The organism is Lacrimispora sphenoides, assembly GCF_900105215.1.
In the GTDB taxonomy this organism is placed as follows: Bacteria; Bacillota; Clostridia; order Lachnospirales; family Lachnospiraceae; genus Lacrimispora; species Lacrimispora sphenoides_A.
Map to the genome: position 1 here is coordinate 3481974 of NZ_FOIP01000001.1, position 18448 is coordinate 3500421.

Below are 18448 nucleotides of genomic sequence, written 5' to 3' on the forward strand. Positions count from 1 at the left end.
GGGAATGCGTTTTAACATTCCCTTCTTACTAAGATCAGAGTGATATCACACTTTCTCTTTCAACAAGATGAATTGGAAGAATGATCTCATTGTCTGTTATCGGTTTGTTATCAAGCTTATCCATGAGGAAGTAAACAGCCAGTTTGCCCTTTAAAGGAGCATCCTGATGAATAGTGGTAAGTGTTGGTGATGTAAGCTGACACAGGTTAATATCATCAAAACCCATGACAGAAAAATCTTCAGGGACCCTTTTACCGGCTTGTTTAAGACCTGCCATGATTCCCGCGGCCAAAATATCCGCTGTAGCAAATATGGCTGTTATATCTTTTCTGGCTGCTAATTGTGTGCCAAGGGTTATAGTTGTTGCCGTATCAAGCTCCTGTTCAAAAACCAGATTTTTACGAAAAGGAATGGAAGCATCCGCCAGAGCGTTTTTATAACCCTGAAAACGTTCGTCAACAACGCCCTTCTTTTTGATGGGAGGAGAGGCAAATGCAATATTTTTATGACCTTTGTCTATGAGATATTTGGTGGCGGTATATCCACCGTTATAGTCCTGAAGGCCCACATTGCAGATATTCGGATGAGCTACATAGCTATCGATTAATACCACGGGTATTTTAAGTTTGGTAAGTGCTTCAAAAAATTCATCCTGAAAAACACCGGTACAAAAAAGACCGTCAACATTCCAGTTATGAAGAAAATTCATTAAATCGGAAGTGGTTTCCACGGTACGGAGCATTAGATAATAACCGTTTTCCCTTAAGGTTTTTTCAATGGAACCTATAAAGGCAGAATGAAAGGGATCTTCTACGATACTTTCTTTTTTATTTGAAGTCAGGTGACTGATCATCCCGATGACTTTAGAGGAGCTAGACACAAGAGCACGGGCGGACATATTTGGAACATAACCCAATTGATCGATGGCTTCATTAATAAGGGTAATGGTCTCTGTTGATACACGCCCGGCCCTTCCATGAATCACATTGGAGACGGTGGTGCAGCTTACCCCTACAGCCTGTGCAATATCTTTTATTGTGGCCATTTTATGCTCCTTTCTTCCGTAAGTTTAATGTTAAACTGAATTAGTAATAGTTTAGCATAATTGAAAGAGATTGTACAGATGAAATGAGTGACCCCAAAAATATAAGGAGAGATAATTATGATTCTCGGAGTGATTTTTGATTTAGATGGAGTATTGGTTTCTACGGATGAATTGCACTTTAAAGCATGGAAGATACTGGCAGAGGAACTTGGAATTGATACATTCACAAAGGAAGATAACAAGAAGCAAAAAGGTGTTAGCAGAATGGAATCTCTTGAAGTGGTGCTGGGAAAGGGTAGTAAGATTTATACCCGGGATGAGAAAGAGGAGTTTGCTGAGAGGAAAAATAATTATTATAAAGAACTCTTAGAGAAGCTGGATGAGCAGGCGATCCTTCCTGGGGCTATCGAGTGTTTAAAAATGATAAAAAATAAAGGCTTATTAATCGGTGTAGGTTCAGTGAGCAGAAATGCACCTCTCATTCTTAAAAGAACAGGACTTCTTTCTCACATTGATAAGGTAAGCTGCGGACTTGATATTACAAGGTCGAAACCGGATCCTGAAGTTTTTGAAGTTGCTGCAAATAAATTGGGTTTAAAAAATGAGGATTGCCTTGTAGTAGAGGATTCCATGGCCGGTATTGCAGCCGCAAAAGCAGTACATATGAAAACCCTGGGAGTCGGGCCAGAGCATGCACAGCTGCAGGCAGATTATGCAGTACCCGGTCTTGCGGCAGATATTGACTGGATAGGGATTTTAGGAGATATCTACTAGATTAAGTATAGTCAAACCTCCAAACTGATGTAAGAGAGAATTACTCAGTTTGGAGGTTTTTTTATGGCAGGAATTTGCCTGGCTGGGATAGAATCATCTTTCTGACTTAGAACTTATCTGCTATGCTATGGCCTGTTCCAACCCATTTGTCTTGTAAATATCCCCAGGTGCAGCAACCGATGGCACCAAAACCTCACCCACGGACTTCCATTGAAGTAAATCAGTGGTTTGCTTGTAAGAAAAGCGGATTCCGTCAAACATTGGCATATCTTTATCTTCGCAACAGACAATGAGAGCACATTCCTTATTGCCGACCCCTCTCTTGCCTACTAAAAATGCATAAAATTTGTCAATTACGGCTTTTAATTTTGCCGGGTATGAATACCAATACAGAGGTGTGGCAAAAACAATTACATCAGCTTCTAAAAGCTCAGGAGCTATTTTATTAAAATCGTCATCAAAACTGCAAGCCTTACCTGTTAAAACAGGTTTCGCAAGCGGTACATCCCTTAATAGTCATATCAGCTGCATCAAAGCGTGTGACACTGTGCCCTTTCTTTTCTGCCTCCTTGGTAAATGCTTCCGCCATAGCAATGCTATTGCCGGTTTTTCGAGGACTTCCGGTAAGTATAACGATTTTTTTGCTTTTTTTCATATAATCTACCTTTCTGCTTAGATTGATGACAAAACCGGGCGGTGTTTATTACAAAGAATGTTGACACCAACCAGTATGTCTGCTTTAATTATATTGTAAACTAGCTATTATTCAAGTACGCACATAAATGTTCAATACTGGTATTAAGGTGTAGTACTTACAAAAAGGAGAGTGTAAATGAGTTTTTCGTGTATTTCAAAAGCTGAAGATTTAGAGAATACAGGATTTAGCTATACCTTATCTCTGATCAACGGAAAATATAAAATGGTAATATTGTATTGTTTGAAGGAGTTTGAAGTAGTAAGATATAATGAAATGAGAAAATATATCAAAACGATATCATATAAGACTTTGAGTACAATGCTGAAAGAATTAGAAGCAGACGGGCTTGTCCATCGGGAGGAATATCCGCAAATTCCGCCTAAGGTTGAATACAGCTTAACCGAACGGGGTAAATCCCTGATTCCGATTCTTGATATCATGTGTAATTGGGGGAATACCAACCGAACGACGTAACAAGGAACATTTGGTTGATTTCAATAAGAACGATGAAATAGTTTCAGATATCTGGGGAGGGGCGAGTGTGGACATACAATTTAGAAAAGGAACGGAAGAATATTTAGATAGTTGTATAAAAGCGATGGAACATTCATCAATGTGTACGGCTTATTTTCAATCGGAAGAGAGCAGAGCGAATGCAGTAATGGAAGGTATACATAGAGGAACTTTGTATGTGGTTCTGTGCAGCGGTGAATGCGCCGGATTTGCATATTTTATTCCAGAAGGTGCCTTTCACGCATTTCATTACCTGCATCTCATTGCTATTAAAGAGGAATACAGGGGAAAAGGGATAGGAAAGAAATTACTGGAGTTTATAGAAAATATACTTTTTAAAAGCAGAGATAAAATATTCTTATTGGTTGGTGATTACAATCCAGATGCAAAGATTTTTTATGAGAAATCAGGATATAAGTACCTGGCAACAATTCCAAGCCTTTATCGTAAAGAGATAGACGAATTTTTAATGATGAAGGTATATGATGGGGAGAGTAATTCAGGCAGAATCTCATGACATGTGGAAGCTGTAACGCTCAGTATTTATAGATTATAATGGTAATAGTTCAGTAGGCTTTAGGTCCGGCTTGCTTGAGAAGGTTAATTGTTTATAATTTCAGCTTGGAATTTCAACATGAAGGTGGGGAGCAATAAAATGAGTTTAGACTTCAGCATCAAAACTCTTATATTTACAATTGTGATAGGACATCTTTTTTCTGGAATTTTAGGTATCGCCTACATGATCCAACATAAAAAGGATTCTTCTTTATATATCTTTTTATTTGCAAGACTGTTTGATACCTTTGCATGGGTTCTTCTTGGGTTAAGGGACGTTATCAATCTATCTATTTCAGTATCCTTTGGTAATTCCTTTTTAATTATTGCTCAGACCACGCAGATTATTGCGTTCTTGATTATAAAGAAACGCTGTAACAGATTGATAAAACGGGTATATGTCATTGCTTCCGTCATTTCGATTGCGGTGATCCATCTGGCCTTATTGCTGCAATATGCGGAGGGTGTGCGGATTTCAATTATGTCCGTCAGTATGATTATACTTTGGTGCTTCCCGATTTATGTGTTTTTAAAGGATAAAAATTCATCGGTTTTACAAAAGACAGTCGCTTTCATTTATTTAACAGGATTTATTTTGCTTATTCTAAGAGCTTTTATGGGAATCAGATTAAGTGAATCCGTGTCTTTGATGTCGAATAATATTTACAATGTTTTGTTTTTCATTTGCTTATATCTGATTATGCTGATCGGGAATATTGGTTTTATCCTTATGGCAAAGGAAAAGTCGGATTTGGAATTGACTAAGGTTGCTACATATGACGAACTGACGGATATATTCAACCGAAGAGCATTTTTACTGCGGGCAAAAGAGAACATCTCCTTATTCTCAAGAAGAAAGGAGCCTATATCATTCTTTCTTATTGATCTGGATAATTTTAAAAAAATCAATGATGTTTATGGCCATTTTGCAGGAGATATGGTACTAAAAGATTTTGCAGTGAAAATAAAAAATCAATTACGGGATTATGATCTGTTTGGCAGAATTGGCGGCGAAGAGTTTACAGTACTGCTTCCTGGAACGAATGAAAAGGAGGCTTTAGAAGTTGCAGAAAGATTAAGAAGGATTGCAGAGAAAGCTTCTGTCAACGTTGGCAGAGATTATATTATAAAATATACGATAAGTATAGGAATCGTCACCGTTATTCCAGATGAACACACTTCTATAAACACACTGTATAAAATAAATGATGATGCTTTGTATGCGGCAAAAAGGAATGGACGGAATCGGATTGAAGTAGTTAAATCATGATTTATGGATCATGGGGGATTAATGCTAAAGGAGTAGAGCGATTGAACAATACAAGAGAACAACTTATATTAGAATTAAGAAAGATCCAGGAAAATCAATATATGGTAGCAGGAGAGCAGGATCCGTGGGATTATGTATTGCAGATGCTTGACCATATCGGTGATACGGATTCCGAGTTTCGTGATGAGTTAATATATAATACCTTCAGTGAGTGGATAGAAGAGAAGGAATTTTTCAACGAAGAGCAGCTTAAATATATTCTTACCATCCTTATGGATAAGGAACATCTATTTTATCAAATAGGCAGCGACGGAAATGACAGCGTTTTTACCAGGACGTTTTCAGCGCTGGTCATAGTTCTGGTTTTAAATAGGCATAGAAAAAAGGCATTGTTAAGTATTGATGAGTTTATTGATATCAAGAACAAAGTGATAGAATACTACACTTCGGAAAAGGACTTAAGGGGATATGTTCAGAAATCAGAATGGGCACATGCAGCAGCGCATGGCGCAGATGTAATGGATGAGTTGGTACAATGCCGTGAATGCAGCGAGGATATAATGAAAGAAATTTTAAATGCCTTTAAGAAAATCTTGCATAATGGAACCTATATTTTTCATACAGAAGAAGACGAGCGTATCTGCCGTGTTGTTTTTAGAATCATGAAAGGGAATCTGATATCAAACCAAGGGATTATCAATTGGATCGAAGAGCTAAGTGAATGTGCGGGCTGGCAGAATAACCGGATGCAGTATATTGCAAGAGTCAATTCAAAGAACTTCATAAGGTGCCTGTATTTCAAAACAATGCATTACGACAGTACATTGGATTTTATAAATGTACTATTCCATGCAGAAGAAAAATTAAACCGTTTCCATAAAATAGATCGGGAATTAATAGAAAATTAATTTTAACAGCTTCACTGACAGTAGTTGTCAGTGAAGTTGTTTTATTATAAAGATAACATCGTTTTCTCTCGCGGCCAATTGTTTGATCCGCGCTTGGAAAATAAAAAAATGGAGGATGTGTGTATGAATAAAAACGTTGTATATCTTTATGTTTTTGATACAATGGCTGATTGGGAAATAGGTTATTTAACTGCGGAACTGAATTCCGGAAGATATTATAAGAAAGGCTTAGCCCCATCAAAAATCGTTACGGTCGGAACTAGTAAGACTCCTGTTATAACAATGGGAGGCCTGAGCATATTACCGGATATAGAACTTCATGAGTGTACCATGGAAAACGCAGACGCCTTGATTTTACCTGGCGGAAATACATGGACAGAACAGGTTCACGATCCCATTTTATCTATGGCAGAGCAGTTTTTAAAGGGAGGTATTATTGTGGCAGCTATTTGCGGAGCTACAATAGGTCTTGCCCGGAAAGGATTGCTGGATTCCAGCCGGCATACGAGCAATGATCTGGGATATCTTAAGATGATCTGCCCAGGCTATGAGGGGGAACAGTACTATAAGCAGGAACCTGCCGTAGCTGACGGGAACTTGATAACTGCTTCCGGAATAGCTCCCCTGGAATTTTCCCTCCATATCCTGAAAGCTCTGGATGTATTTTCTGCAAAAACATTAGATTCCTGGTATCATCTTTATAAGACACATAAAGCGGAATATTTCTATGAGTTGATGGATTCAATTCAATCATGAGGGGATAAGCGTTAAGGTTTCAATGGAGTGATAAGATCTGGTTTATTGAAAGGAGAAGAAATTATGAGCGAATTTAAAGTGGACTATAAGAATCCGGAGGGTTTATTCGTATCAAAAGCATTTAGTCAGGCGATTACCGTAAGCGGTAAGGCAAAAACAATTTATATAGGCGGACAAAATGCGACTAATTCAAAAGGAGAGCTTGTAGGGGCCGGTGATTTGGAATTACAGACAAAGCAGGTGCTTCATAATATTGCAGCCATATTAGCTTCTGAACATGCAAGCTTTGCCAATCTGATTAAACTCAATATTTATTTACAAAATGGATGCGACCCGCAAGTTGGCTACAAAGCGTTTCAGGAAATGGCTGGTTTATCAGATAATCCGCCGTTAGTCACTGTTTTATTTGTTTCAGGAGTCGGGCGTCCAGGGTGCTTACTTGAAGTGGACGGAATTGCTGTCATTGAGGATAAAGACTAAAATGGCTGGGATTCAGGGAATCAGAATACTAAATACCGGCAGGTTTTCCTGCCGGTATTTGTCATGCTTATTAAGCTGAACAAACTCATTCTCCCCAGTATGACAGTGCGATTCTCTGCCCCTGATCAATTTTTGCCCACTGTTCTTCTTCCGTCAGCTCGTTGCCGCCGTCACAGGAAGCAAATCCGCACTGGTGAGAGAGGAGCAGGCGGTCTTTTGGGATGATTTCAGATGCCTCGTTAAGCAACCGGATCACACGGGCTTCGTCATCCAGCGTATTGGTTTTTGATGACAATAAGCCCAGAACAATCTCGGTATCCGGCCTATCCTGAAAAACTTTTAGCGCCTCTAGGGATCCCGCACGGTCGTCATCCCATTCCAGGAAAAAGCGGTCATATTTTAACTGTTTTAAAAACAGATTGGCAATCTTTGCATAGGATCCGCCGCCCATATTCCGTGAATCGTAGTTGCCGCGGCAGTTGTGGGTCCACATAGCAAGCCCCAGGCTGTGGCCGAAATCAATCACTGTATTATTGATTTCGATAAATTCAGCCGCAAGTGCCTTAACTTCATCCTGGTTGATGTGTTCGCCCGTGTAGGGGGAATTGGGATTATCGTCTGCAAAAAGCTCCCAAAGACAGTCATCTAACTGCAGGATTTTTCCGCCGGCAGAAGCGTATTCCTCTACAAATTCTATGTACGCCTGGGTCAGTCCTGCTTTCAGCTCCTGCGGGTTATTGTAAACAGAGCCATTTCCGCCGATGTTATCTGACCATAACAGTTCTCCAAAGATATGGGATGGGGATGGGATGCAAAGCTTTGTTTCCTTATCTCCGGCAATGGATTTAAGCTGCTCAAAGACTTTGATGAAATGGTGATTCCTGCCGCATAGCGGTTCCGTGATTTTAAGACCGATGTCCCGGCGGGTTTCGTATTTACGGATATCATCTTTGTCACGGAAAAAGTAGCCGTGTTCCGCAATGTAACGGCTGACGCCGTGAAATCCCCAAACAAAGTCCAGATGCCACATGGACTTGGAATACTCGCCATCGGTAATGACTGTTAATCCATGTTCGATTTGTTTTGCGACGACATCTTTCGTAGACTCTGCTTCACACTGCTTATAGCCTTCAAAATCGTTGTAGAACGGGTAGGTAATATCATCCTGCTTCTCTATCTGGTTCTTGTATTTCAGCAAAGCTGCCGGGCGCAGCAGACTGCCTACTGTCTGGAATTTTTTGCTCATAGAAAAATCCTCCTTTATCAGGTACATCAATTTAGTAAACTGATTGTACCATCCAGGGAGGACTTATTGGTAACATGAAAAAAATATGTCAAGTTATAGCTCCAGGCTATAACTCATTTTTAATATCAACGCCATATTCGGCCACAACTGCTTTCAATTCCTCAAGGTACATTGCCGCCTGCCGTGACAACTGAATATCTTTGTGGGAAATCCAGCCAACCTCTATCGAATCGTTGACGCGAAGAGGCACTGCCGTGATATTATCCCCGTTTAAGTCTGCGCTCACAATTCCTGTAGAAATTGTATAGCCGTTAAGCCCTATCATAAGGTTAAAAATAGTGGCTCTGTCACCGACATGAATATCTTTCCTGGCGTATTCCGTGCTGAGTATTTCTTCTGAGAAATAAAAGGAGTTGTAATCCCCCTGCTCAAACGACAATCGGGGGTAATCAGCCAGGTCTTCAAGAGTCACATATTTTTTCCTGGCAAGGGGATTGGAGGTGCTTATAAAAACATGAGGAACAGCGGCAAACAGCGGATGAAACGTCAGATTGTTTTCCCGCAGCAGCTTTTCTAACACCTGGCGGTTAAAATTGTTCATGTATAGGATACCGAGTTCGCTTCGCAGGTTTTTCACATCCTCCACAATCTCAAAAGTCCTTGCTTCCCGCAGTGTGTACTCATATTCTTCTGCATCGGTTTTTTTTACCATATTGACAAATGCATTCACAGCAAAGGCATAGTGCTGGGTGGATATGGAGCACAGCCGCCGTGACGGTTTCTTATTCAGCCACCGTTGTTCTAAGAGACTCGCTTGTTCCACGACCTGCCGGGCGTAGCCCAGAAACTCAGCTCCGTCAGTGGTTAAAGATATGCCTCTGGGAGTCCGGGTGAGAAGTTCGTGTCCGATTTCTGTTTCTAATTCGCGAAGAGCATTTGAAAGGCTTGGCTGGGCAATAAACAATCGTTCGGCGGCTTTGTTGATGGAACCGCAGTTTGCCACTTCAATAAAATATTTTAACTGTTGTAATGTCATCTTTTTTTCTCCCTTACACAACCGGCTGTATTACAGCCCAAAAGTAGTCTGCGATTTCCTCCGGCGGCTGCTTCATATGATTTTTCAGCCACCACCGCACCAGATTAACAAAGCTCCCTGATATATGATCGATGAGAAAGTCTTCCGGTACAATGGTATTCTTACGGGTGCTTCCGCTAAATATGTGCAGCGTAACAAGCTCATGGAAGTATTGATGAAAGTAACGCTGGAACAGTTCCCCGTTTTCACAGGTCAAAAGGATAATCATCGTCCGCCCATGCTCTCTTAAGTGGTATAGAATATGGGTCACTATCGCCTTTGGATCGCCGGTTGCCATTGAAAAGTCATGAGTCGGTTCTGCTTCTGGCTTATGAGAGAAAACATGCTCAAACAGTTCGGCACACATTTCCCGCAAAAGATCGTCCTTTGTTGGAAAATGGGCATAAAAGGTTGTCCGGCCTACGTTGGCCTCATCAATGATTTCCTGTACGGTGATTTGCGAATAGCTGTTATGAATCAGCAGTTTGCTGAATGCATCGAAAATAGCTTCCCTGGTTTTTCTTTGTCGTCTGTCCATATACCTCTCCATTTTGAACAATTTTGCAGATTTGTTCGGTATCGTACATTTTGAAAAAATCGTTTCTTGTATCGCTTAAATGCCATTGTTATACTATTTAAAGAACAATATGTTCTGTTACGAACTTATTGTACTGAAAAATGATGAAAGAATCAAGGGATAATTTTGGAGGACAGATCATGTTGAAAAAAATAAGCGACTTATTCGCTGGTCTTACTATGACGATTATTTCCGGTGCGTTTCTGGTGCTCAGCCTGATACTGCTGCTAACGGGGAAGGAGGTCCCTTTAAATCCGGCATGTATAACTATTCTTTTATCCGGATACCCGCTTATTTATCTTGCAGTCACCCGATTGGTATATGAAAAATGGATCTCTTCCGCATTGCTGATCTCTATTGCGATGGCTGCCTCAGTTGCCATCGGTGAGTTCTTTGCTGCCGGTGAGGTTGCCTTTATCATGGCAATTGGTGCAATTTTAGAGGAAAAGACGGTCGAACGATCAAAAAGAGGATTAAAGCAGTTAATCAGTCTTACCCCCATGATGGGAAGAAGAATTCTTACTGATGCATCTGGAAGCCGGGAAGAAACAATCCCCCTGGAACAGATCCTGCCGGGCGATATTCTTCGGATACTGCCTGGGGAAACGATCCCCGTAGACGGCGAAATAACGGAAGGTAACACTTCAATCGACCAATCAGTCATAACCAGAGAATCACTCCCGGTGGATAAAAGTGTAGGAGATCAGGTTTTCTGCGGAACCATCAACCGTTACGGCTCGATTGAGGTTGTTACTGCCAGGGCGAATGAGGATTCTTCCCTGCAAAAACTGATCCGAATGGTTCAGGAAGCTGAAAATAAAAAAGCACCTATGCAGCGTATTGCGGATCAATGGGCAACCTGGCTTGTGCCGGTGGCATTAGGGATTTCTGTGGCTGCATTTGGTATCACATGGGCCCTTGGATATGAAATCATGGAAGCCTTAAACCGCGCCGTTACCGTCCTTGTGGTTTTCTGTCCATGTGCATTGGCTCTGGCCACCCCCACCTCTATTATGGCGGCCATCGGACAGGCAACAAAGCACGGAGTTATCATTAAATCCGGTGAAACATTGGAAAACATGGGAAAAGTGGACTGCATTGCCTTTGATAAAACCGGGACACTGACCAGCGGCAATCTGGTGGTCGCAGATGTGGTTCCTTTGAAAGAAGAAGTAGGGGAAGAACAGCTTTTAAGACTGACGGCCTCTGCAGAAGCCTATTCAGAACATCCCTTGGCCAAAGCGATTATCTCTCATGCGAAAGAATTGCAGATGACAATAGAACCTGCAGAGAATTTTCAGATGCTGCCGGGTAAAGGCATCTCGGCAACGGTCAACGGACAGACCCTGCTATGCGGAACCGTAAGCTTTTTAAAAGAAAAGCAGATACTTGTGGATGAATTGGTGTCCATCAAATTAGAGAAGTATCGTGCACAGGGAAAAGCGATGATACTTGTAGCAAGAGAAAGGTCATTGATCGGAGCGATTACCCTTTCCGATACGCTGCGGGATACCGCTTATGGTGTGGTAAAGGAACTCCATGGCATGAATACCCAGGTTGTGCTTCTGACTGGAGACCATATTCAAGCGGCAGGATATTTTGCTGAGAAGACCGGCATTACGACGGTAAAAGCCGGGCTGCTTCCTGAGGATAAGGTCAGTAATATCGCAGAGCTTAAAAAACAAGGGAAAAGGGTGTGCATGATCGGGGATGGTGTCAATGACGCACCTGCGCTTAAACTCGCAGATGTAGGAGTGGCTATGGGGAGTATGGGAAGTGATATCGCTATCGAAGCGGCGGACATTACTTTGACAAGAGACGATATTTCAATGATTCCATATTTGAAAAAGCTGTCCAATTCCACGGTTCACACCATAAAATTCAACATTACTGTGTCAATGGCAATTAATTTTGCCGCCATACTTTTATCGATAACAGGCGTACTAAATCCGGTCACCGGTGCATTGGTACATAATGCTGGTTCTGTACTGGTGGTACTGAATGCGGCGCTGCTCTATGACCGGAAGTTTACGTAATGCGGAATAATTGTGGCGTTATGAGTGCAAAATTCTTTGGATGCATCATAGGATTCAGGAAAAATCCATCAACCAGGTACGGACTTCTATGGCGATTTGAAAAATAAAATTTATAAATAAATAGAGGAAAGAGCATCCTTTCATGTATGGGGATGCTCTTTCTTTTCCATTATTTATTGATTATCAACTCATTTACGTATCCAAAGGAACACGGAGTTCGTTTAAATTTTATAAATCTGACAGGAAATTAATAAAAAAACATAAAAAGTGCTACAATATAATACTGCGCTATTTTTTATAGAAAAACAGACAAACTATCTGTAAAAAGATTTGTTATGCCGGAAGGATTTCTTAAATAAGGAGGAGCTTCAATTGCAGAGCTTTTTGGAAAAAATTAAGTTTTATATAAATTCACCGTTTCTGCTGAATATTCTATTGCTGCTGGCTGCGTCGATCTGCCTTGTACTATTCATTTTGTATTACCGGCGTTATCATTTTAGTAAGAACGTGCATTTCCCGGACTGCTTCCAGGGAGAAGAAAATAAACTTGACCCAAGCGAGTGGGAGAAGCAGATGCTTGTTCTTGCAGAAGGTCATGGCCAGGTCAGGCTGGTGGGACGCAGCTTTGTTCTTAATGATTATAATCAGGCTGCTTATAAAAAACTGAATAAAATAAGAGACAGCATCTCTGCCGTATCTACGGATATCATTTCCCTGATACCGGCAGCACGCTGGCTCTTTGACAATTTCCAGATGCTGTACCGGGAAATTAAAAAGGTCCGTACATCAGGAACCAGCTATGCCGTTTTGCCGGTTCTGGAGGGAAAGGAATACCGGAACTTCCCCCGTATCTATGTTGTGGCAAAAAAAATGGTGGCTCTTTCCGGCGGGCACTTAAGTGAAGAAAACATTTCTGTGATGTTAAAGGCTTATCAGCAGAAGATCCCCCTTACAGACAAGGAAATCTGGGTTTTGCCGGAAGTGCTGGCTTTTTGTATACTTGAAGAAATCATTGTAATTGCGGAAGAAATTCTTCATATGATTGATGTGAAATCAAAGGCAGAAAAGTTTCTCCGTGATAAGCTGGCAGATAAAAAGGGACCGGCCGATATATCCGCGCTGCTTTGCAAAACAGAGGATAACTTAAGGCTTAATTACTCTTTCCATGCCCATGTAATACACCTGCTGAAGAACCTGTCTTTTGATGAGGCTTCCATTCAAAAATACCTGGAACATCACTTTTCTTCCCTGGAGAGACAGGTAAAGACCTCCGGCATATTCATGGAGGAAGGAAAGATTGAATCATTTCTTGAGACAAATATCCGGACCTTGATTGTCAGCCTGAGGGATATCAATGAAGTTGATGAAGAAAAGTTCTTTGAGGAATATTCCTATTTGGAGCAGATTTTATCACAGGATCCGGATGGGGTATATCCAAAGATGGATTTGGAATCCAGGGGCATGTACCGTGGGGTAATCGTTATATTATCGCACCGTTACCGGCTGTTGGAGGAAAAGATAGCGGGAGACTGTCTGGAGCTGGCGGTTCAGGGCAGAGAGGACCTGCATTGTTCCCATCATGTGGGTTCCTATCTTTTGGGTAAGGGGTATCCGATTTTAAAAGCAAAGGCGTTAGGAAAGCCGATTCCTCAAAATATTAAAAAAAGGATGAATGTAAGCGGCTTCCTTTATTTCCTAACCATGTTCCTTATTATTCCGATACTTTGTGCCTGTCTGCTTTATGCCTTTTGGAACCTTGGGGGGCTTAGGAATATCAGCCGGCTAGTCATTCTCTTTTTATCGGTAATGCCGCTGTTAATGGGTATTTCCATAGAGCTTACAAATTTTATTTTTACTAGAAGAATTAAAGTAAAGAAGATTCCTTCTCTGAACTATCTGGAGGAAATACCAGAGGATGCAAAAACTTTTGTGGTTATGCCGGTTATTGTCTCCTCTAAGGAACAGGGCCTGGGGTACATGGAACGTCTTCAAAAGCATTATCTGGCAAACAGTCAGTCCAATCTTTACTTTGCATTGCTGCTTGATTTTGCGGATTCCCCGGACGAGTTCATGGAAAATGACAAGGTGATTGAGAACGCCCTTGCTGCACGTATGAAGGAGTTAAATGAGCTCTATCCGTCGGAACAGCAGCGCTTTTCCTTATTCTTCCGCTGCCGCAAATGGAATAAAGCGGAGAACTGTTATATGGGCTGGGAGCGTAAAAGAGGAAAGCTGGAAGAGTTTAATAACCTTTTAAATGGAGAAGAAAAGGAGAATACCACCTTTTCCTCTATTTACTGCGACGAAAAGCTCCTTTCCACCTTCCGGTATGTAATCACGCTGGATGCGGATACCAATCTGCTTCGTGACAATGCCGCAAAACTGGTCGGTCTGATTGATCATCCTTTAAATAAGCCGATTCTTGACCCGGCAGGCCAAAAGGTAGAAGAAGGCTATGTCATCATTCAACCTTCAGTAAGAAACCATATTGTGGATAAGAACGGCAGCAGGTTTGCGAAAATCTTCGGTGGGGAATCGGGCCTGGCTCATTACGGAACCGTAATATCAGATATTTACCAGGATATTTTTAATAAGGGAATCTATACCGGAAAGGGCATCTACGATCGGGAGGCCTTTCACAAGGTGCTTCAGAACAAGGTACCGGAAAACAGGATTCTCAGTCATGACCTTTTTGAGAGCTGCTATGCAAGGACGGCTTTTTCCAGTACAGTCAAGATTATGGACAATTTTCCAACCAGTGTTTTATCCTTTACCAAAAGGGAACACCGATGGCTGCGCGGGGACTGGCAGCTGCTGCCCTGGCTGTTTTTAAGAAAAACCCAGGATGGTAAAAACTTATGTGCGCTGTCAAAATGGAAGATCTTTGACAACTTAAGAAGAAGCATGGTTCCTTTAAGTAAGACGTTATTTGTATTGTTTAATCTGGCATGGATGCCTAAGGCATATTATCTTTGGTTACCCATTGTATTCTTTAATGATATATTTACTCTGGTGATTCTTTTGCTTGCAGTTATCACCCAGAAGCTGATACGTCCAAAACTTGCCCTTGTTTATAAATGCTTTTTTAGAGAACTTGCTGCAATGCTTTATCGGGCACTCCTGGAGTTTACAATTACTCCTTACCGAGCTTATGTCGCAACGGATGCAATGATCAGAACCATGTACCGGATCTTTATCAGCAAAAAAAATCTGCTTCGCTGGAATACGGCGGAAGCAGTGGACGCCTCCATAGTCAATACCAGAAGGGGATATTTTATCACTATGTGGAGTTCTCTTCTTCCGGCGGCTGCCCTTTTAATAATCTTATTTATGGGACATTTAAACCCGGCCGGAATGATTTTGACAGCAATCGTAATTGCCGACTGGTGCTTTGCCTCCCAAATCGCCTACGGGATCAGTCAGCCGGATAAAAAGCTTCAACTTAAGAATATAGCACAGAACAATGAACTGCTCCTGGATACTGCACGCAGAACCTGGCAGTTTTTTAAGGAGCTTTCCACGAAGGAAAATAACTGGCTCTGTCCGGATAATTACCAGATTTCAATGGTGGAAAAAGTCAGCGATAAAACATCGCCGACCAATATGGGACTTCAGTTTCTGGCAATCCTGTCAGCCAGGGATTTTGGTTTCGAAACGTTAAGCTCTACGGTTGAAGTGGTGGAAAATCTGATGGAAACGATTCAGAAAATGCCCAAATTTAATGGGCATCTTTATAACTGGTATCATATCGGGACCCTGGAGGTATTAAACCCTGCCTATATATCAACCGTTGACAGCGGCAATTTCCTGGGTCATCTGGTGGCGCTGAAAAATGGACTTCTGGAACAGATAGACAGGCCGGTATATCCGGAGAATTTTCTGTCCGAGCTCAGGATTGCGGTTCATAACTGCAATGGAGAACTTCGGATAAGAAAAGGCAGCCCTGCCGGACATGAACTGAAACCAAGGTATCAAAGGATAGGGGAGCTGATAGACGATATTGCGCAAATCAGGGAAGATTTAAACCATAGGGAGCTTTCATCGCCGGAAGACTACCCCTGGACCAGACAGTTAATGAATCTCATTGACAGCACTGTAAAAGAAGCTGAAGCTTTAAAACTGAAGGAGAAGACCTATTTTTCTTATCCTTCCCTTCGCATTATTACATCGGAGGACAATAAATTTGCGGATAGCATGATAGAACGGATCAGAGCGCTCAGCAATAAAATAGACGGCATTTTAACAAATGTAGATTTCCGTTTTCTATTTAACGAAAAGAGAATGCTGTTCCACATCGGGTATCATGTTTCCTCCCACACGCTAGATGAAGGCTGCTATGACCTTATGGCGTCTGAATCGGCGCTTACAAGCCTTCTTGCCATAGCCATGGGAGAAGTGCCGTTAAAGCATTGGAATAAACTGGGAAGACCGCTGACCATTGTGGGAGGCATTCCCTGCTTTGTGTCCTGGAGCGGTACGATGTTTGAATATCTGATGCCAAATCTCGTATTCAAAGAATATGAAGACTCCGTCTATGCACAGACTTCCAGGGCGGCGGTGCTCCAGCATATGAAGTATGCAAAAGAGGCGGAAATACCCTGGGGAATATCGGAATCCCAGTATTACCGGTTCGATTTAAACTCGAATTACCAGTACAAAGCCTTCGGTGTTCCGAAGATAAGGCTTCAGCCGGTCCGTAAGAATTCCATGGTGGTTGCTCCCTATGCGACGATGCTGGCACTGGATATTGCAGAAGAAGAGTGTATGGAAAACTTAAAACGTCTGAAGGAATTAGGCGCTTACGGCACTTACGGTTTCTATGAATCCGTAGATTTTAATGTGCCGAATTCTGTGGAACTGACCCCTTATTGCATTGTAAAATCCTATATGGCCCATCATCAGGGGATGAATCTGGCTGCAATTAATAATTACCTGAATGGGGGAATCCTTCGGGAGAGGTTTCACGGGGAGATGATGATAAAAGCCACAGAAGTTCTGCTGGAAGAAAAACGTCAGTCCTATTTGATTTCCATTGCAAAGCAGGGATATACCATAAAGATCGGAAAGCCTCTTTTTAAAGAAGACATTTACAGCAACCGGTATGTCAACCGTACCGGCATGAATCCGCCGGTTGTGAATTATTTATCAAATGGTAATTATTCACTGATGATAACCACCGATGGGGATGGCTTCAGTAAATATGAAGACCGGATGCTTTACCGTTTCCGGTCGGATATTTATGCGAATACAGGTAATTATATCTATATCAAAGATATGAAGCGGGGGAAGGTCTGGAGTGCCGCTTATCATCCGACCAGAAAGACACCGGATGCTTACCAGGTAATTTTCAGCCCGCACCAGGCCGAATTTAAACGCAGGGATGGAGATATCTCATCGCACATGATTGTCAGCTTAAATGCGGACCAAAACTATGAGATACGTAAAGTCATCTTCACCAATCACGGGAATGAGGAAAAACACTTGGAGGTGACCAGCTATTTAGAGGTGGTGGATGATACCCATCTGGCAGAAATAAGCCATCCTGCATTCAATAAACTTTTCCTGGAGAGTGAGTACCTGGAAGAGCAGGACATCTTTCTGGCAAAAAGACGGCGGAAGGATAATGATGATGATGATAATTCTTATATGATGCACATGGTTAGAACCGGAACAAAGCTATGCAAAAAACTGGAATATGAAAATGATAGAAAACGCTTTATCGGAAGAAACAACACCCTGGAAAATCCAGATTCAGTGGTTAATAGCATTGCCTTTTTAAATAATTCAGGCTTTTGCAATGACCCAATCATGAGCCTGCGGGCACAGATCTGCATAGGGGCAGGTGAAACCGCCTGCATTTCATTTATTACCGGAGTGTGCGGAAGTAAAGAGGAAGCAATAAAAATCGCAGGGGAATTAAATGTAAGCTACCGGATCGATGATATCCTGGAAAAATTCCGGCTTCAAACGAACCTGGAGTTAAAGTATCTGGAGATTACCAGAGCCCAGTTAAACGCTTTTCAGGACTTAATCAGCCCTGTCTTCTATCCTTCGGGCATTTACCGGGGGCCGGCTGAAAATATAAGGCGGAACTTTATGAATCAAAGCTTCCTGTGGAAATTCGGTGTGTCAGGGGATAACCCCATTCTGCTTTTAATGGTCCGCTCCATGAAAGAGGAAAGAATCGTAAAGGATGCATTAAAGGCTTACGAATATTTAAGAATTAACCGTGTTATGGTGGATTTAATTATCCTGATTGATTCCAAGCATGGGTATCATCAGGAGGTGGATGAATTAATCAACGATATGACAAGCTCTCTTCGAATCTATGATTCCAGAAGCGAGAAGCCAAGCTTCTTTACGCTGCATACGTATGAGATGAAACCGGCGGAGCTTGATTTGCTGTATACGGTAGCACGGGTCGTATTTTCAGAGAAAACTGGGATCTATTTTACCAATGGCAAAGAACAACAGTATGAATTGCTTGAAGAATATTAGGCTTTAAGGAGGAAGGGT

At 41.8% G+C, this 18448-nt stretch carries 15 protein-coding genes and 1 pseudogene; 9 read left to right on the forward strand and 7 right to left on the reverse strand.

The genetic code is table 11. From position 1 onward, the window contains the following. Positions 1 to 34: 34 nt before the first annotated feature. Positions 35 to 1045, reverse strand: coding sequence for a LacI family DNA-binding transcriptional regulator (locus BMW45_RS16080; RefSeq protein ID WP_092245689.1), 1011 nt, complete (start codon positions 1043 to 1045; stop codon positions 35 to 37). Between the two features lie 117 nt (positions 1046 to 1162). Between BMW45_RS16080 and pgmB the strand changes: the two genes are divergently transcribed. After that, positions 1163 to 1819, forward strand: a complete 657-nt coding sequence (gene pgmB / locus BMW45_RS16085) for a beta-phosphoglucomutase (RefSeq protein ID WP_092245692.1) — start codon at positions 1163 to 1165, stop codon at positions 1817 to 1819. Positions 1820 to 1939: 120 nt separating this feature from the next. On the opposite strand, the gene BMW45_RS28840 is transcribed toward pgmB, so the two are convergent. From BMW45_RS28840 to BMW45_RS28845, 3 genes and pseudogenes are all read right to left on the reverse strand, one after another. Continuing rightward, entirely contained in the window at positions 1940 to 2086 is a 147-nt protein-coding gene (locus tag BMW45_RS28840) for a hypothetical protein (RefSeq protein WP_330390764.1), read from the reverse strand. A gap of 78 nt (positions 2087 to 2164) precedes the next feature. After that, positions 2165 to 2260: pseudogene (locus BMW45_RS28995) on the reverse strand (NAD(P)H-dependent oxidoreductase); the annotation flags it as partial. Between the two features lie 31 nt (positions 2261 to 2291). Further along, positions 2292 to 2474 carry a flavodoxin family protein gene (locus BMW45_RS28845; RefSeq protein ID WP_330390765.1) on the reverse strand — a complete coding sequence of 61 codons (183 nt, stop codon included), beginning with the start codon at positions 2472 to 2474 and terminating at the stop codon, positions 2292 to 2294. Between the two features lie 177 nt (positions 2475 to 2651). Between BMW45_RS28845 and BMW45_RS16095 the strand changes: the two genes are divergently transcribed. The 6 genes from BMW45_RS16095 (at position 2652) to BMW45_RS16120 (ending at position 6998) form a co-directional block, all read left to right on the forward strand. Then, positions 2652 to 2990: a winged helix-turn-helix transcriptional regulator gene (locus BMW45_RS16095; RefSeq protein ID WP_025233921.1), complete on the forward strand. Its 339-nt coding sequence runs from the start codon at positions 2652 to 2654 to the stop codon at positions 2988 to 2990. Positions 2991 to 3000: 10 nt separating this feature from the next. Then, positions 3001 to 3546 (forward strand): GNAT family N-acetyltransferase, encoded by a 546-nt coding sequence (locus tag BMW45_RS16100; RefSeq protein WP_143057053.1) that lies wholly within the window; start codon positions 3001 to 3003, stop codon positions 3544 to 3546. Between the two features lie 138 nt (positions 3547 to 3684). Further along, positions 3685 to 4854 (forward strand): GGDEF domain-containing protein, encoded by a 1170-nt coding sequence (locus BMW45_RS16105; RefSeq protein ID WP_207649076.1) that lies wholly within the window; start codon positions 3685 to 3687, stop codon positions 4852 to 4854. A gap of 41 nt (positions 4855 to 4895) precedes the next feature. Next, positions 4896 to 5762: a DUF2785 domain-containing protein gene (locus BMW45_RS16110; RefSeq protein ID WP_166433378.1), complete on the forward strand. Its 867-nt coding sequence runs from the start codon at positions 4896 to 4898 to the stop codon at positions 5760 to 5762. Between the two features lie 123 nt (positions 5763 to 5885). Further along, positions 5886 to 6518 carry a type 1 glutamine amidotransferase family protein gene (locus tag BMW45_RS16115; RefSeq protein WP_092245704.1) on the forward strand — a complete coding sequence of 211 codons (633 nt, stop codon included), beginning with the start codon at positions 5886 to 5888 and terminating at the stop codon, positions 6516 to 6518. A 63-nt stretch (positions 6519 to 6581) separates the two neighbouring features. Then, complete coding sequence (locus tag BMW45_RS16120; RefSeq protein WP_092245707.1) at positions 6582 to 6998, forward strand: RidA family protein; 417 nt, start codon at positions 6582 to 6584, stop codon at positions 6996 to 6998. An 85-nt stretch (positions 6999 to 7083) separates the two neighbouring features. On the opposite strand, the gene BMW45_RS16125 is transcribed toward BMW45_RS16120, so the two are convergent. The 3 genes from BMW45_RS16125 to BMW45_RS16135 form a co-directional block, all read right to left on the reverse strand. Next, positions 7084 to 8244, reverse strand: a complete 1161-nt coding sequence (locus BMW45_RS16125; protein ID WP_092245710.1) for a uroporphyrinogen decarboxylase/cobalamine-independent methonine synthase family protein — start codon at positions 8242 to 8244, stop codon at positions 7084 to 7086. 106 nt (positions 8245 to 8350) lie between these two features. After that, the gene (locus BMW45_RS16130) at positions 8351 to 9280 is read right to left on the reverse strand and encodes a LysR family transcriptional regulator (RefSeq protein ID WP_025233914.1); all 930 of its coding nucleotides are present in this window, start codon (positions 9278 to 9280) and stop codon (positions 8351 to 8353) included. A 13-nt stretch (positions 9281 to 9293) separates the two neighbouring features. Next, positions 9294 to 9857 carry a TetR/AcrR family transcriptional regulator gene (locus tag BMW45_RS16135; RefSeq protein WP_025233913.1) on the reverse strand — a complete coding sequence of 188 codons (564 nt, stop codon included), beginning with the start codon at positions 9855 to 9857 and terminating at the stop codon, positions 9294 to 9296. Positions 9858 to 10036: 179 nt separating this feature from the next. Here BMW45_RS16135 and BMW45_RS16140 point away from each other — a divergent pair, with 179 nt between their 5' ends. Beyond that, a complete protein-coding gene (locus BMW45_RS16140; protein ID WP_092245713.1) occupies positions 10037 to 11932 on the forward strand; it encodes a heavy metal translocating P-type ATPase in 1896 nt (631 codons plus the stop codon). 372 nt (positions 11933 to 12304) lie between these two features. Next, positions 12305 to 18430, forward strand: a complete 6126-nt coding sequence (locus BMW45_RS16145; protein ID WP_092245716.1) for a glucoamylase family protein — start codon at positions 12305 to 12307, stop codon at positions 18428 to 18430. The last annotated feature ends 18 nt before the right edge of the window (positions 18431 to 18448 follow it).

What these genes read in the sequence shown, in the direction of transcription:
- BMW45_RS28840 (WP_330390764.1), bottom strand. Translation starts at nt 2,086, where the DNA reads ATGCCAATGTTTGACGGAATCCGCTTTTCTTACAAGCAAACCACTGAT.
- pgmB (WP_092245692.1), top strand. Translation starts at nt 1,163, where the DNA reads ATGATTCTCGGAGTGATTTTTGATTTAGATGGAGTATTGGTTTCTACG.
- BMW45_RS16120 (WP_092245707.1), top strand. Translation starts at nt 6,582, where the DNA reads ATGAGCGAATTTAAAGTGGACTATAAGAATCCGGAGGGTTTATTCGTA.
- BMW45_RS16130 (WP_025233914.1), bottom strand. Translation starts at nt 9,280, where the DNA reads ATGACATTACAACAGTTAAAATATTTTATTGAAGTGGCAAACTGCGGT.
- BMW45_RS28845 (WP_330390765.1), bottom strand. Translation starts at nt 2,474, where the DNA reads ATGAAAAAAAGCAAAAAAATCGTTATACTTACCGGAAGTCCTCGAAAA.
- BMW45_RS16135 (WP_025233913.1), bottom strand. Translation starts at nt 9,857, where the DNA reads ATGGACAGACGACAAAGAAAAACCAGGGAAGCTATTTTCGATGCATTC.
- BMW45_RS16140 (WP_092245713.1), top strand. Translation starts at nt 10,037, where the DNA reads ATGTTGAAAAAAATAAGCGACTTATTCGCTGGTCTTACTATGACGATT.
- BMW45_RS16080 (WP_092245689.1), bottom strand. Translation starts at nt 1,045, where the DNA reads ATGGCCACAATAAAAGATATTGCACAGGCTGTAGGGGTAAGCTGCACC.
- BMW45_RS16105 (WP_207649076.1), top strand. Translation starts at nt 3,685, where the DNA reads ATGAGTTTAGACTTCAGCATCAAAACTCTTATATTTACAATTGTGATA.
- BMW45_RS16115 (WP_092245704.1), top strand. Translation starts at nt 5,886, where the DNA reads ATGAATAAAAACGTTGTATATCTTTATGTTTTTGATACAATGGCTGAT.
- BMW45_RS16095 (WP_025233921.1), top strand. Translation starts at nt 2,652, where the DNA reads ATGAGTTTTTCGTGTATTTCAAAAGCTGAAGATTTAGAGAATACAGGA.
- BMW45_RS16125 (WP_092245710.1), bottom strand. Translation starts at nt 8,244, where the DNA reads ATGAGCAAAAAATTCCAGACAGTAGGCAGTCTGCTGCGCCCGGCAGCT.